This is a genomic window from Streptomyces sp. NPDC021225 (genome assembly GCF_044332865.1).
Lineage (GTDB): Bacteria > Actinomycetota > Actinomycetes > Streptomycetales > Streptomycetaceae > Streptomyces.
In genome coordinates this window covers 1,040,240-1,053,989 of the sequence record NZ_JBIRPV010000001.1, presented here as the reverse complement: position 1 = coordinate 1,053,989, position 13,750 = coordinate 1,040,240, and the positions used below count along the sequence as shown (strand labels likewise).

13 protein-coding genes are annotated in these 13,750 nt (G+C 72.5%); 8 read left to right on the top strand and 5 right to left on the bottom strand.

All coding sequences use genetic code 11. From position 1 onward, the window contains the following. The first annotated feature begins 104 nt into the window (after positions 1-104). The 4 genes from ACH4S9_RS04880 to ACH4S9_RS04865 are packed head-to-tail and all read left to right on the top strand — an operon-like array spanning position 105 to position 4,487. A complete protein-coding gene (locus ACH4S9_RS04880) occupies positions 105-749 on the top strand; it encodes an SCO2322 family protein (RefSeq protein ID WP_352131418.1) in 645 nt (214 codons plus the stop codon). Then, positions 746-2,002, top strand: coding sequence for a CbiQ family ECF transporter T component (locus ACH4S9_RS04875; protein WP_398369839.1), 1,257 nt, complete (start codon positions 746-748; stop codon positions 2,000-2,002). The genes ACH4S9_RS04880 and ACH4S9_RS04875 overlap by 4 nt, the downstream gene beginning before the upstream one ends. Then, entirely contained in the window at positions 1,999-3,621 is a 1,623-nt protein-coding gene (locus ACH4S9_RS04870) for an ABC transporter ATP-binding protein (protein ID WP_398369837.1), read from the top strand. Before ACH4S9_RS04875 ends, ACH4S9_RS04870 begins: the two co-directional genes overlap by 4 nt. Further along, positions 3,618-4,487 carry an ECF transporter S component gene (locus tag ACH4S9_RS04865; RefSeq protein ID WP_398369835.1) on the top strand — a complete coding sequence of 290 codons (870 nt, stop codon included), beginning with the start codon at positions 3,618-3,620 and terminating at the stop codon, positions 4,485-4,487. Before ACH4S9_RS04870 ends, ACH4S9_RS04865 begins: the two co-directional genes overlap by 4 nt. Here the strand turns inward: ACH4S9_RS04865 and ACH4S9_RS04860 are convergent. Next, positions 4,474-4,962: a nuclear transport factor 2 family protein gene (locus tag ACH4S9_RS04860; RefSeq protein ID WP_398369833.1), complete on the bottom strand. Its 489-nt coding sequence runs from the start codon at positions 4,960-4,962 to the stop codon at positions 4,474-4,476. The genes ACH4S9_RS04865 and ACH4S9_RS04860 overlap by 14 nt on opposite strands. Positions 4,963-5,074: 112 nt before the next feature. On the opposite strand from ACH4S9_RS04860, the gene ACH4S9_RS04855 reads away from it, so the two are divergent. Continuing rightward, positions 5,075-5,686: a TetR/AcrR family transcriptional regulator gene (locus ACH4S9_RS04855; protein WP_398369831.1), complete on the top strand. Its 612-nt coding sequence runs from the start codon at positions 5,075-5,077 to the stop codon at positions 5,684-5,686. Here ACH4S9_RS04855 and ACH4S9_RS04850 read toward each other — a convergent pair. After that, on the bottom strand, positions 5,674-6,843 hold the full coding sequence (locus ACH4S9_RS04850; RefSeq protein ID WP_398369829.1) for a steroid 3-ketoacyl-CoA thiolase: 1,170 nt from the start codon (positions 6,841-6,843) through the stop codon (positions 5,674-5,676). The genes ACH4S9_RS04855 and ACH4S9_RS04850 overlap by 13 nt on opposite strands. Positions 6,844-7,121: 278 nt before the next feature. Between ACH4S9_RS04850 and ACH4S9_RS04845 the strand changes: the two genes are divergently transcribed. Further along, a complete protein-coding gene (locus tag ACH4S9_RS04845; RefSeq protein ID WP_311722821.1) occupies positions 7,122-8,354 on the top strand; it encodes a cytochrome P450 in 1,233 nt (410 codons plus the stop codon). Between the two features lie 57 nt (positions 8,355-8,411). Beyond that, positions 8,412-9,047 (top strand): HD family hydrolase, encoded by a 636-nt coding sequence (locus tag ACH4S9_RS04840; RefSeq protein WP_398369827.1) that lies wholly within the window; start codon positions 8,412-8,414, stop codon positions 9,045-9,047. A gap of 16 nt (positions 9,048-9,063) precedes the next feature. Here ACH4S9_RS04840 and ACH4S9_RS04835 read toward each other — a convergent pair whose 3' ends face one another. The 3 genes from ACH4S9_RS04835 to ACH4S9_RS04825 form a co-directional block, all read right to left on the bottom strand. Next, complete coding sequence (locus ACH4S9_RS04835) at positions 9,064-9,750, bottom strand: superoxide dismutase family protein (RefSeq protein ID WP_311722819.1); 687 nt, start codon at positions 9,748-9,750, stop codon at positions 9,064-9,066. 123 nt (positions 9,751-9,873) lie between these two features. After that, the gene (locus ACH4S9_RS04830; protein ID WP_311722941.1) at positions 9,874-11,928 is read right to left on the bottom strand and encodes a phosphatase PAP2 family protein; all 2,055 of its coding nucleotides are present in this window, start codon (positions 11,926-11,928) and stop codon (positions 9,874-9,876) included. Positions 11,929-12,242: 314 nt separating this feature from the next. Next, a complete protein-coding gene (locus tag ACH4S9_RS04825) occupies positions 12,243-12,782 on the bottom strand; it encodes a hypothetical protein (protein ID WP_385341748.1) in 540 nt (179 codons plus the stop codon). A gap of 202 nt (positions 12,783-12,984) precedes the next feature. On the opposite strand from ACH4S9_RS04825, the gene ACH4S9_RS04820 reads away from it, so the two are divergent. After that, a complete protein-coding gene (locus ACH4S9_RS04820; RefSeq protein ID WP_311722817.1) occupies positions 12,985-13,740 on the top strand; it encodes a dienelactone hydrolase family protein in 756 nt (251 codons plus the stop codon). The last annotated feature ends 10 nt before the right edge of the window (positions 13,741-13,750 follow it).

Below are 13,750 nucleotides of genomic sequence, written 5' to 3'. Positions count from 1 at the left end.
CCGACCAGCCGGAGCAGCGGGAGCCCGCTCGCCCTGCGCCGCGGTTCGCCGCCGCGCGTCCGTCCCGCGCCGCCCTCGCCTTCTGCGCCGTGTTCGTGTCCACGATGGTGTCCGCGCTCGCCCTCGGCGCCTCCCCCGCGCAGGCCGCGGGCTACCGCTACTGGTCGTTCTGGCAGCGGGAGCGGGGCGAGGACGGCTGGACGTACGCCACGCAGGGGCCCGCCACGGCCCGGCCGGGCGACGGCGACACGGTCGGGTTCCGGTTCGCGGTGAGCGAGGACTCGGGGGACGCGACCCGGCCGCGCAGCTCGGCCGGGTTCGAGACGGTGTGCGCGGACACCCCCGCGAAGGGCGGCACCAAACGCGTCGCCGTGGTCCTCGACTTCGGCACCGCCGCCGACGCCCCCGACCACCGCACCCCGCCCGAGCCCCGCACGGAGTGCGCGCGGGTCGGCGAGGACGCGAGCGCCGGGGACGCGCTGGCGGCCGTCGCCAAGCCGCTGCGCTACAACTCCGCCGCCCTGCTGTGCGCCATCGCCGGTTACCCCGCCACGGGCTGCGGCGAGCAGGTCGACGCCCCGTCGGACGGCGGCAGTGGCGGACAGGTCGGAGACGGCGGGGACAGCGGGGGCGGCGGACAGGGCGGCGGAGGCGGCGGCCCGTCGGCCGGGCTGATCGGCGGCCTGGCCGCCGTGGTCGCGCTGGGGGCCGCCGCCGTCTGGCAGTCGCGCCGCCACCACCGGCGATGAGCGGCGCCGACCGGGCCGCCGCCGGACACCCGCGCACCGCGCACACCACGCACGCCACGCACAGCTCGCGTGGCGCGCTGCACGCCGGGGCCTGGTGGCTGTGGGCCCTCGGGCTGGCCACGGCCGCCTCCCGCACCACCAACCCGCTGCTGCTGGGGCTGCTCGTCGGCGTGGCGGGCTATGTGGTCGCCGCGCGCCGTACGGACGCGCCGTGGGCGCGCTCGTACGGCGCGTTCCTCAAGCTGGGGCTCCTGGTGCTGGCGATCCGGCTGTGCTTCGCGGTGCTCCTCGGCTCGCCGATCCCCGGCACACACGTACTGGTCACGCTCCCCGAAATCCCGCTCCCCGACTGGGCGCAGGGGGTGCGGATCGGCGGCCGGGTCACCGCCGAGGGGCTGGTCTTCGCGCTGTACGACGGGCTGAAGCTGGCCACCCTCCTGGTCTGCGTGGGCGCGGCGAACGCGCTCGCCAACCCCGCCCGGCTGCTCAAGTCGCTGCCCGGCGCGCTGTACGAGGCGGGCGTGGCGGTCGTGGTCGCGATGACCTTCGCTCCGAACCTGGTCTCGGACGTCCAGCGGCTGCGCGCCGCCCGCCGGCTGCGCGGCCGCCCCGACCGCGGGGTGCGCGCCCTGCTCCAGGTGGGGCTGCCGGTGCTGGAGGGGGCGCTGGAGCGGTCCGTGGCGCTGGCGGCCGCGATGGACGCGCGCGGCTACGGCCGCACCGCCCAGGTCCCGCCCGCCGTGGCCCGCGCCACCGCCGCGCTCACGCTCGGCGGGCTGCTCGGCGTGTGCGCCGGTACGTACGGGCTGCTGGCCGCGCAGGGCGCGGGCTTCGGCCTGCCGGTGCTGCTGGCGGGGCTCGCCGCCGCGCTCGGCGGGCTGTGGCTGGGCGGCCGCCGTTCGGTGCGCAGCCGCTACCGGCCGGACCGGTGGGACGCGCGGGCGTGGCTGGTGGCCGGGTCCGGGGTGGCGGTGGCGGGTCTGATGATCTGGGCGGCCTCGTACGCCCCGCAGGCCCTGGACCCGCCCGCCGTACCGCTCACCTCGCCCGTGCTGCCGCTGTGGCCGGCGGCGAGCGTGCTGGTCGGGCTGGTCCCGGCGTTCGTGGCGCCCGCGCCCGACCGGGCCCCGTCGCAGGCCCCGTCACAGGCCCCGTCACAGGCCCCGTCGCGGGCTCCGGCCCCGGTGGCCGCCGTGCCGCGCCCCACCTCCCAGAAGACCAGCGAGGACACCGGCAAGGAGGCCACGCGGTGATCCGCTTCGAGCAGGTGTCCGTCACCTACGACGCCGCCGCGCACCCCGCACTGCGGGGCGTGGACCTGACCGTTCCGGAGGGGGAGCTGTGTCTGCTCGTCGGCCCCTCAGGAGTCGGCAAGTCGACTCTTCTGGGCGCCGTCTCCGGGCTGGTGCCGCACTTCACGGGCGGCACGCTGCGCGGGCGGGTCACCGTGGCGGGCCGCGACACCCGCACCCACAAGCCGCGTGAACTGGCCGATGTCGTGGGCACGGTGGGCCAGGACCCGCTGGCCCACTTCGTCACGGACACCGTCGAGGACGAACTCGCGTACGGCATGGAGTCGCTGGGCGTCCCGCCGGACACCATGCGCCGCCGGGTCGAGGAGACCCTGGACCTGCTCGGCCTCGCCGCGCTGCGCGACCGGCCCATCACGACGCTCTCCGGCGGCCAGCGGCAGCGGGTCGCCATCGGCTCGGTGCTCACCACACACCCGCGCGTCCTGGTCCTCGACGAGCCGACGTCGGCGCTGGACCCGGCGGCGGCCGAGGAGGTCCTGGCGGTGCTCCAGCGGCTGGTGCACGACCTGGGCACCACCGTGCTTTTGGCCGAGCACCGCCTGGAGCGGGTGGTCCAGTACGCGGATCAGCTGATCCTGCTGCCCTCCCCCGGCGCGGCCCCCGTCGTCGGGGACCCGGCCGAGGTGATGGCGGTCTCGCCCGTCCAGCCGCCCGTGGTCGAGCTCGGCCGCCTCGCGGGCTGGTCCCCGCTCCCGCTGTCCGTACGGGACGCCCGCCGCAAGGCGGCGCCGCTGCGGGAGCGGCTGGCGCCGCACACCCCGCACGGAGATCCGCACGCGGGGGACGGTGAGCCCGTCGCCGAGGCGGTGCGGCTGGCTGTACGCCACGGTCGAATCGAGGCGCTGCGGGGCGTGGATCTGTCGGTGCGGCCGGGCGAGACGGTGGCGCTGATGGGCCGCAACGGCGCGGGCAAGTCGACTCTGCTGTCCACGCTGGTGGGAATGCACACGCCCGCCTCCGGCTCGGTACGCGTAGGAGCTGTGGTACCGCACCGCACGCGCCCCGCCGAACTGCTGCGCCACGTCGGCCTCGTACCGCAGGAGCCGCGCGATCTGCTCTACGCCGACACCGTCGCCGCGGAGTGCGCGGCGGCCGACCGGGACGCGGGCGCGGCCCCCGGCAGCTGCCGGGAGCTGGTCGGCCGGCTGCTGCCGGGCGTGGCGGACTCGGCACACCCCCGCGATCTGTCCGAGGGCCAGCGGCTCGCGCTCGCGCTGTCGGTCGTCCTCACCGCGCGCCCGCCGCTGCTCCTGCTCGACGAGCCGACCCGCGGCCTGGACTACGCGGCGAAGGCGCGCCTGGTCGAGATCCTGCGCGGGCTGGCCGCCGACGGCCACGCGACCGTGCTGGCCACACATGACGTGGAGCTGGCCGCCGAGCTCGCCCACCGGGTGGTGATCCTGGCCGACGGGGAGGTGGTGGCCGACGGCCCGACGGCGCAGGTCGTGGTGGACTCGCCGGCGTTCGCCCCGCAGGTCGCCAAGGTGCTGGCCCCGCAGCCGTGGCTGACGGTCCGGCAGGTGCGGCGGGCCCTGGAGAAGCGGGAGCGGACCGTATGACGCCGCGTGGCGACGGCACCGTACCGAGCGGGGCGGCAGGGGCGGACGGGACGAACGCGGGGCGCCAGGTCCGCGCCGTCCGCCTCGGCGCCCGCTCCGTCGCCGCCCTCGTGCTGGTCTCCGCGATCGGGGTCGCCGCCTTCGGCTGGCCGCTGCTCGCCGACTCCGCGTCCGGGCTCGCCCACTCCGCCGACGCGCCCTGGCTGTTCGCCGCCCTGCTGCCGCTGCTGCTGGCCGTCGTCGTGGCGACGATCGCCGACACCGGTATCGGCGCCAAGGCGGTGGCGATGCTGGGGGTGCTGGCGGCCGCCGGCGCCGCGCTGCGGCCGCTGGGCGCGGGGACGGCGGGCATCGAGCCGATGTTCTTCCTGATGGTGCTCTCGGGGCGGGTGCTCGGCCCGGGCTTCGGCTTCGTACTCGGCGCGGTGTCGATGTTCGCCTCCGCGCTGCTGACGGGCGGGGTGGGGCCGTGGATGCCGTTCCAGATGCTGTCCATGGGGTGGGTGGGCATGGGCGCGGGCCTGCTGCCCGGGGCCGACCGGCTGCGCGGGCGCGGTGAGCTGCTGCTGCTCGCCGGATACGGGGCGGTGGCCTCCGTCCTGTACGGCACGGTGATGAATCTCCAGGGCTGGCCGTATCTCGCCGGGATGGCCTCGGGCGTGTCGTTCGTGCCCGGCGATCCGCTGTCGCACAACCTGGCCCGCTTCGTCGCGTACTGCCTGGCGACATCCCTCGGCTGGGACCTTCCGCGCGCGGTGGTGACGGTGGTGCTCACCCTCACTCTCGGCCGTACGGTCCTGCGGGCCCTGCGCCGCGCGACCCGCCGGGCCGCCTTCGACGCGCCGGTCGCCTTCAGGGAGCCGTGACCGGAGACCGCGCCGGAGCCGCGGGCTGTCCGCCGAGCGCGGCGACGAGGTCCGGCAGGCGGTCGGTGGCCTTGGCCACGCCGAGCCCGTCCATGTAGTCGCGGGTGTGGACGATCAGGCCGTCCCTGACCCGGATCACCAGGATCCCCGGGACGGTGACGGGGCGGCCGGTCGGCGCCAGCGCCCCGACCACGGTCTGCTCGACGACGACCGTGCCGGCCTCCGCGGCCTCGTGGATCACCACATCGCGGATCGCCCCGGGCTCCACGGGGGTCGCGCCCCACATCGCCCGGTAGCCCGCCCGGATCTCCTCGCGCCCGTTGAAGCAGGCGGGCAGCCCGGGGAACAGGAACGGGAACTCGTGGCGGGCGTCGACGGCGTACAGGTCGGCCAGGTCGTCCGCGGACTTCTTCAGCATCGCGCCGTGGAAGCGCTCGACGATCTCATGTGGCGCTGCGGCGGTGGTTTCGGGCATCACGATGCGCTCCGTTCGCTCAGGAGTTTCGCTCAACATGCGTTGACTCAACGAGTGTAGAGCGAGCGCCGACCAGGTCAACAGCTGTAGAGCGATCGGTAGAGTCGGAGATATGACCGCAGCAGCCGGACCCACCCGCGCCGAGCGCCGCCGCAACACCGAGCAGCGCATCCTCGCCGCCGCCCGCGAGCTGTTCGCCGAGCGCGGCTTCGAGCGCACCACGATCCGGGCGGTCGCCTCGGCTGCGCAGGTCGACCCCGCGCTGGTCATGCAGTACTTCGGCTCGAAGCAGGAGCTGTTCTCCCAGGCCGTGCGGATCTCGGTCGCCGGGGCGGAGGGCCGGCCACGGACCGGCGGCCCCGAGGCGCTGACGGACTCCCTGCTGGCCTCGCTCGGGATGAAGATCGGCGGGCTGCCGGAGGCCTCGCTGGCGATGCTGCGCTCCATGCTCACCCACCCGGAGGCGGCGGAGGCGGCCCGCGCCACCCTCGACCGTCAGATCACCGGGCTCGCGGCGGCCATGTCAGCCGGGCACGAAGGTGACCACGAGGCCCAGGACGCCCGGCTGCACGCCGCGCTCGCCGTGGCCACCACGGTCGGGGTGACCATCGGCCATCAACTGCTCGGCCTCGAGGACCTGCGCCGCGCCTCCCCGGAGGAGATCGCCGCCGCCCTGCGACCCGCCCTCCAGGCCCTGGTCGCAGGCGCTGCTCACAGCCGCTGAATGATCGTCCCGGTCGCCAGTGCGCCACCCGCGCACATCGTGATCAGCGCGAACTCCTTGTCCGCGCGCTCCAGTTCATGCAGGGCGGTGGTGATCAGGCGGGCGCCGGTGGCGCCCACCGGGTGCCCCAGCGCTATCGCGCCGCCGTTGACGTTCACCTTCTCCAGGCCCTGCTCGAAGACCTGCGCCCACGACAACACCACGGACGCGAACGCCTCGTTGATCTCGACGACATCGATGTCCTTGAGCTTCATCCCCGCCTTGCCGAGCACCGCGCGGGTCGCGTCGACCGGCCCGTCCAGGTGGTAGTGCGGGTCGGTGCCGACCAGCGCCTGGGCGACGATCCGGGCGCGGGCTTTAAGCTTGAGCGCCCGCGCCATCCGCTTGGACGCCCACAGCACCGCGGCCGCGCCGTCGGAGATCTGGGAGGAGTTGCCCGCGGTGTGCACGGCGGTCGGCATCACCGGCTTGAGCCCGCCGAGCGCCTCCATGCTGGTGTCGCGCAGCCCCTCGTCCCGGTCGACGAGCCGCCACATGCCCTGTCCGGCGGCCTGCTCGTCCTCGTCCGTCGGCACCTGCACCGCGAAGGTCTCGCGCTTGAAGCGCTCCTCGGCCCACGCGCGGGCGGCCCGCTCCTGCGAGAGGAGCCCGAGGGCGTCGACCTTCTCCCGGGTGAGCCCGCGGCGGCGGGCGATCCGCTCCGCCGCCTCGAACTGATTGGGCAGATCGACGTTCCACTCGTCCGGAAACGGCTTGCCGGGCCCGTGCTTGGAGCCGCTGCCCAGCGGCACCCGCGACATGGCCTCGACGCCGCAGCCGATGCCGATGTCGATGACCCCGGTCGCGACCATGTTGGCCACCATGTGGTTGGCCTGTTGCGAGGAGCCGCACTGACAGTCGACAGTGGTGGCCGCGGTCTCGTACGGCAGGCCCATGGCGAGCCATGCGGTGCGCGCGGGGTTCATCGACTGCTCGCCGGCGTGGGTGACGGTGCCTCCGACGATCTGCTCCACGCAGTCGGGCTGGATGCCGGTACGGGCGAGGAGTTCGCGGTATGTCTCGCCGAGCAGATAGGCGGGGTGCAGGGCGGCGAGCGCGCCTCCGCGCTTGCCGATGGGCGTGCGTACGGCTTCGACGATGACGGGTTCCGCGGCCATGACTCGTCAGTCCTCTCCTGTGTCCGCGGGGCTCCCGGCAGCGCCCGCGACGGAACTAGTACGCGTTCTAGTTCCTCAGTCAGTCTGCTGAGGCCCGACCTGACGGCGCAAGGGGCGTGCATGGCCGTTGTCGGCCGTTGTCGGCCCGCATGACGCCCACTTGGCGCCCGTTGTGCGCCCGTCCGCCCGGAACAAAGGCGCCATAGCACTTGCCACTTATAGAACCCGTTACTACCTTCGCGGGTACTTCTGATAGGCCGTCAGATCTGGAGTGGCCGATGTCCTGTCCAGCGCTGCCCGAAGGCTTCGATTTCACCGACCCCGACATCTACCAGCACCGTCTGCCACTCCCGGAGTTCGCCCGGATGAGGCAGACCGCGAGGGTGTGGTGGATCCCCCAGCCGCACGGCATCGCGGGCTTCGGCGACGACGGCTACTGGGCCGTCACCCGCCACGCCGATGTCAAAGAGGTGTCGACCAAGCCGGAGATCTTCTCCTCCCACCTCAACACCGCGATCATCCGCTTCAACGAGCACATCCAGCGCGACCAGATCGACGTCCAGAAGCTGATCATGCTCAATATGGACCCGCCCGAGCACACCCGGGTCCGCCAGATCGTCCAGCGCGGCTTCACCCCGCGCGCGATCCGCTCGCTGGAGGACGCGCTGCGCGAGCGCGCCACCCGCATCGTGGCCGGGGCCAAGGAGGACGGCAGCGGCGACTTCGTCACCGATGTGGCCTGCGAACTGCCTCTCCAGGCCATCGCCGAGCTGATCGGCATTCCGCAGCAGGACCGCTCCAAGATCTTCGACTGGTCCAACAAGATGGTGGCGTACGACGACCCGGAGCTCGCCATCACCGAGGAGATCGGCGCGGAGTCGGCCATGGAGCTGATCTCGTACTCCATGAACCTGGCGGCCGACCGCAAGGCCTGCCCGGCCAAGGACATCGTCAGCCAGCTGGTCGCCGCCGAGGACCACGGCAACCTCGGCTCCGACGAGTTCGGCTTCTTCGTCCTGCTGCTCGCGGTCGCCGGCAACGAGACCACGCGCAACGCCATCAGCCACGGGATGCACGCCTTCCTCACCCACCCCGACCAGTGGGAGCTGTTCAAGCGCGAGCGCCCGGCCACCGCCGCCGACGAGATCGTCCGGTGGGCCACCCCGGTCATGTCCTTCCAGCGCACCGCCACCCAGGACACCGAACTGGGCGGGCAGCGGATCAAGGCGGGCCAGCGGGTCGGCATCTTCTACTCCTCCGCCAACCACGACCCGGAGGTCTTCGACCGGCCCGAGGTCTTCGACATCACCCGCGACCCCAACCCGCACCTGGGCTTCGGCGGCGGCGGCCCGCACTTCTGCCTCGGCAAGAGCCTCGCGGAGCTGGAGATCCGGCTCATCTTCAACGCGATCGCCGACGCCCTGCCGGACATCCGGCTCGCGGGCGACCCCAGGCGGCTGCGCTCGCCCTGGCTGAACGGGATCAAGGAGCTGCGGGTGACGTACGGCTGACCGCCGACCGGCCCCGGGAGTGCCGCCGTGCCCCCGGCCGGGGGCACACTGTCGGCCATGAACGACATGAGCGGCACGCCCGGCGCACAGCACGAGCACGAGTTTCGAAGACTCTTCGACTTCATCACCTTCACGGCCCGGCTGCGGGAGATCGAGCGCGCCAACAACGCCACCGCCGTCCGCAAGGAGAGCGTGGCCGAGCACTCCTGGCACCTGGCGATGGTCAGCTGGATACTGCACGCCGAGTTCGAGCGGGAGGCCGGCCACTGCCTCGATCTGACCAAGATGCTCAAGCTCTGTCTGATGCACGACCTCGTCGAACTCGACACCGGCCTCGACTCCGAAATCGATGTGGATCCCGACGAGGACCCCTTCGCCACCCTCCCGGACACGCTGCGGCCCGAGTTCCTGGCCCTGTGGCACGAGTACGAGGAGGGCCGTACGCCCGAGGCCTGCCTGGTGCGCGGGGTGGACCGGCTCAACCCCGCGCTGATGCGCTACCTCACCGGCCAGGGCTGGCACGACATGCCCACCGACGCCAACGCCGCCATGGACGCCGACGCCCTGGACCGGCACCAGCTCCCGCGGGTCGCCGTCAGCGACACGCTGCGCGCGCTGTACGAGGAGGTCCGCGACGCGTCGGTGCGGCGCGGGCTGCTGATCCCCGCGCCGCAGACACCCGCCGCGTCCTGACCGGCGGGCCTGCCCCTTACTTGTCACCCTTGAACGGCACCTTGACGCACGCCACCCGCGCGCCCGCCACTCCGGCCTTGCCCTTCTGCGTGGCGGTCGCATGCTCATGGATCACAAACGAGCGCGCCTGGGAGTCCCGGAACCGCCAGTTCACATGGGTCATGGCGTGGGCGTCCCCGGAGCTGTCGGTCTTGAGGGTCAGCCATACCTCGTTCTGCGGATTGGCGTACTTCGGGTTGACCGACGGCTGCTTCGGGTCCTTCGTGTTCTGGTAGTGCGGACCCGAGTCGTCGGGCTTGGTCCCGCAGGTCTTCGTATGGACATGCGCCCCGAAGGTGTGGTTCGCCTTGGCCCCGTGCAGCCACACCATGACACTGGTGCCTTCCTGCTTGGCTTGCGGGCTCGGCGAGCTGGTGGGCGTACCGGTCGGCGTGGACCGGGCCTCGCCCTGCATGCGGTAGTGCTGGTGTCCGTGGTTGTGCCCGTGCTCGTACCGCGGCTTGCCCAGGAACTCCACGACGACGACCATGGCGGAGGTGGGCACCAGCTTGGTGTTGTACGTCACCGCCGTGCGACTGGCCGCCTCGGCGGCCGGCGCGAACCTTGAGTGCACCAGCGCGACGGGGCAGGGCGGCGAGACCGCGGGGGACACCGCGACCATCGACGCCGCGGCCGCCGCGGTGGCCACCATGGCAAGGGACATGGGGGATCACTCCTCCGGGTGTGACACCCCCCTCGGTCGGCCCCCGTGGCGCGGGCCCCGCGCCACGCCCCACCCGGCCGGGCCCGTCCCTCTTTCCCACGCTAATGCGCTTCGTCGCACCCTTCAACGCGAGCCGGGGCCGGTGGCCTCCGTCGGCTCGGCGGCCTCGGGGACGGATTCCTTGGACGGCCTGGGCGGCGGCACCGAAACCGCCGCCGATGCCACGGCCTCCGGCCCCGGTTCGCGCTTGCGGAATCTGATCGGCCACAGCGGCCCGGCGGGCTCCTCCTTCGGCCGCTTCCCGACGCCGAACAGCAGGTACTGGAGCCCGAACCCGGCGGCCACGACCGCTGCGCCGCCGACCGCGTCCAGCAGCCAGTGGTTCGCCGTGCCGACGATCACCGCGGTGGTCATCAGCGGGTACATCAGGCCGAGCACCTTCAGCCACACATACGGCGCCACGATCGCGATGACGACCCCGCACCACAGCGACCAGCCCACATGCAGCGAGGGCATGGCCGCGTACTGGTTGGAGAGCTTGGTCAGCGCGCCGAAGTCCGGATTGTCCAGGTCCTGCGGCCCATGGGCGGTGTCGACGAAGCCGAGGCCCATGAGGCGCGGCGGAGCGGTCGGGTAGAGCCAGAAGCCGACCAGCGCGAGGAGCGTGGCGAAGGCCAGCGGGGTGCGGGCCCAGCGGTAGGTCACGGGGCGGCGCAGATACAGCCAGGCCAGGAGGGACAGCGGCACCAGGAAGTGGAAGGTGCTGTAGTACCAGTTCATGCTGTCCCTCAGCCATGGTGTGTCCGCCACCACGCTGTTGAACCAGTGCTCGATGTCGATTCCCAGCCATTTCTCGGCCGTGAGGATCTGGTGTCCGTGGCTCTCCGCGAGGGCCCGTGAGTCGGGGGCAAGCGCGCGGATGTAGGAGTATCCGAAGTAGCCGACGCGGATGAACATCAGCTCGAGCAGCAGATTGGGGCGGGAGAGCGGCCGCCGTACGAAGCGCAGCAGCGGCACCCAGGCGAAGCGCCCCTTGTCCGGTTCGGCCACCGGCGTCGGCTCGGGGCGGTCCCACGCGGGGGAGTCACGGGAGAGGAAGGGCACCAGACAGGCGGCGGCGAGGGCCGCCAGCAGCGGTGCGTTATATCCGATATAACCCAGAATCTCGATACCGGGCAGCAGCGCACGGCGGTTGAGGGTCATCACCAGCACCACCAGCACCGGCCACACCAGCCGGTCCGTGGCGCGCCGGCCGACCCGCCCGACGACGGCCAGCAGGATCCACAACTGCTGGTACTGCCAGGACGTGGGCGAAATCGCCAGCGCCACACTGCCGGTGATCGCCGCGGCCAGCAGCAGCTGCCCGTCCTTGGCGTAGTACGCGGCCCGCCGCAGACCGACCACGGCCACCGCCACCGCGAGCACCACCAGCAGCGCCAGCTCGGCCGGGCCCGAAAGCCCGAGCCTCAGCAGCAGCCCGTGCAGGGACTGGTTGGCCAGGCTGTCCGCGGGCGCGCCGAGCCCGGCCCCGCCGATGTGATAAGCCCAGTACGTCCACGAGTCGTGGGGCATCGCCGCCCAGGCGAGCGCGGTGCACGTGGCGAAGGTGGCGGCCGCGAGGCCCGCCACCCGCCGCCGCCCGATCAGCCACAGGACCACCGCGAACAGCAGCAGCGCGGGCTGGAGCGCCGCGGCCACGCCGATGAGCACGCTCGTCTGCCGCCCCGAGGTCGCGGGCAACACGGTGAGCAGCACCAGCACCACCGGGATGATGCTGGTCTGGCCGAGCGTGAAGGTGTTCCGTACGGGCAGCGAGAGCACCAGCAGGCTGAGCGCCACGGGCGCGGCGAGCAGCGAGGTGCGCCGGGAGACCGGGCCGGGCAGGGAGCGGGCCGCGACCAGGGCGAGCACCACGACCAGCAGCAGGGTGCCGAAGGTCCAGGCGTAGCCGAGGCTCTGCTCGGCGGCGCGGGTCAGCGGCTTGAGCACCAGCCCCGAGAAGGGTGTCCCGGTGAACGCGTCACTGTCGTACAGCGACCCGCTCACATGCAGGACACCCTGCTCGCCGGTCCAGGTCTCCAGGTCGGTCAACCGTTCGTCGGGCGGCAGCCGCAGCACCGCTGCGGCCTGACGGACGGCCAGCACACCGGCGAGGAGCCACAGCGCCCCGAGCACCAGTACGCTCCGTGAAGTCCGTGCCACGACGGCGCCGGGGCGGGGCCCCGTATCCGGGGATCTCCGCAGTCCGCCTCGCTCCGCGTTCGCCACGCCCTGCCGCTCCCCCACTCGCTCTTGTCGCTCGATCCGGATGTTTGAGACCTTACTGAGCCCTGTAATCAGACGCGGAATACCCCTCGTCACCTGACCGCCGTCGAGGGTTGTCCGAAAAGTACCGCTCAGTCGACCGGACGAGCCGCGAGGTCCACCCCAATTTCACCAGGGGGTCGGGGCGCTCGGCTAATCGGCCTCCATCACACGGAGCACCGGAGCCGTCACCACTGGCAGTGGACGTGGGTGGAGTGACCCGCGTCTCCGGGGCCCAGCACGAGCACGGCCCCGTAGGACCGGCACGCCCGCATGAACTTCTTGGCGTTGTTGTAGCCCGCCCCCGAGGTGCTGACCCGCTTGCCGTTGACGGTGCCGACGTCGAAGGCCCGGCCCGCGTAGTGCTTCGAGCCGCGCGAGTGACTGCCGCCCGCGACCTCGGTGACCCTGAAGGTGAACCGCTTTGCGGTGTTCAGCTTCAGCATCGCGTTCAGCATGGTCTTGTTGAGCGTGACCGACCGACCCGGGGCGGTGCCGTAGCTGCTGCGCTTGGCCTTCCGCCCGGCAGCGGTGTCCACGATGTTCTGCTTGGCGTTCGCCTTGTCCCGCACGCCACTTTCGTGCGTGGTGGCCAGGGATATGCCCCGGTGGTTGAGTATCGACTTCGCGATGGCGGGGCGGGTGGCGGCCTCCGCCGTGGTCGCCGTGGCCATGACGGCCATCGACGAGGCGAGGACGGCGGAAATCATGAGCGGTGTGCGCTTCATCGGTGGTTCCCTCCCGGTACGGTGATGCGGCCGACTGGCCGACTTCGACCACCGTGCCGGTGGGAACGTGCGGGAACCTTGGGCGTTTCTTGAATCGCCGGGAAGGAAGCCGCAAAGCGGCCCGCACACGTCCCACCCCGAATACCCAACAGTCGCACAAGACATATTGGGCAGAAACTCAACAGAAAAAGGAGCGACGCCGATGACCGCCGTGCACGGAACATCCGTGGACATCCCCACCCCGGACGGCACCGCCGACGCCTATCTGGCCCACCCCGACGACAACAGCCCCCACCCCGCGGTCCTGCTCTACATGGACGCCTTCGGGGTGCGCCCGCAGCTGAAGAAGATGGCCGACCGCCTGGCCGGGGCGGGCTACACCGTGCTGGTCCCCAACGTCTTCTACCGCAACCACCGCGCCCCGATCGTGGAACTCCCCGACTTCATCGACCTCACCGGGCGCCCCGAGATCTTCCAGCAGCTCATGCCCATGATCCAGGCGCTCACCCCCGAGCGGATCGCGCGTGACGCCGGGGCGTATCTGGGCTGGCTGGCCGACTGCCCGCAGGCCACGGACGGGCCGGTCGGCATCACCGGCTACTGCATGGGCGCCCGCCTGGCGCTGCGCACGGCCGGTGAGTTCCCCGACCGGGTCGCGGCGGTGGGCGGCTTCCACGGCGGCGGCCTGGCCACCGACGCCCCCGACAGCCCGCACCTGGTCGCCGACCGCATCACCGCCGAGCTGTACTTCGGCCACGCCGACAAGGACCACTCGATGTCGCCCGAGCAGATCGAGCGCCTCGATGCGGCCCTGACCGCCGCGGGCGTGCGCCACCGCTCCGAGGTGTATCCGGGCGCACAGCACGGCTACACCCAGGCCGACGCCTCGTCCTACGACGCCGACGCGGACGCGCGCCACTGGACCGCGCTTCTGGACCTCTTCGGCCGTACGCTCTGATCGTCCCCTT

What these genes read in the sequence shown, in the direction of transcription:
- ACH4S9_RS04860 (WP_398369833.1), bottom strand. Translation starts at nt 4,962, where the DNA reads ATGCCCGAAACCACCGCCGCAGCGCCACATGAGATCGTCGAGCGCTTC.
- ACH4S9_RS04820 (WP_311722817.1), top strand. Translation starts at nt 12,985, where the DNA reads ATGACCGCCGTGCACGGAACATCCGTGGACATCCCCACCCCGGACGGC.
- ACH4S9_RS04845 (WP_311722821.1), top strand. Translation starts at nt 7,122, where the DNA reads ATGTCCTGTCCAGCGCTGCCCGAAGGCTTCGATTTCACCGACCCCGAC.
- ACH4S9_RS04835 (WP_311722819.1), bottom strand. Translation starts at nt 9,750, where the DNA reads ATGTCCCTTGCCATGGTGGCCACCGCGGCGGCCGCGGCGTCGATGGTC.
- ACH4S9_RS04875 (WP_398369839.1), top strand. Translation starts at nt 746, where the DNA reads ATGAGCGGCGCCGACCGGGCCGCCGCCGGACACCCGCGCACCGCGCAC.
- ACH4S9_RS04850 (WP_398369829.1), bottom strand. Translation starts at nt 6,843, where the DNA reads ATGGCCGCGGAACCCGTCATCGTCGAAGCCGTACGCACGCCCATCGGC.
- ACH4S9_RS04825 (WP_385341748.1), bottom strand. Translation starts at nt 12,782, where the DNA reads ATGAAGCGCACACCGCTCATGATTTCCGCCGTCCTCGCCTCGTCGATG.
- ACH4S9_RS04880 (WP_352131418.1), top strand. Translation starts at nt 105, where the DNA reads ATGGTGTCCGCGCTCGCCCTCGGCGCCTCCCCCGCGCAGGCCGCGGGC.
- ACH4S9_RS04840 (WP_398369827.1), top strand. Translation starts at nt 8,412, where the DNA reads ATGAACGACATGAGCGGCACGCCCGGCGCACAGCACGAGCACGAGTTT.
- ACH4S9_RS04865 (WP_398369835.1), top strand. Translation starts at nt 3,618, where the DNA reads ATGACGCCGCGTGGCGACGGCACCGTACCGAGCGGGGCGGCAGGGGCG.
- ACH4S9_RS04855 (WP_398369831.1), top strand. Translation starts at nt 5,075, where the DNA reads ATGACCGCAGCAGCCGGACCCACCCGCGCCGAGCGCCGCCGCAACACC.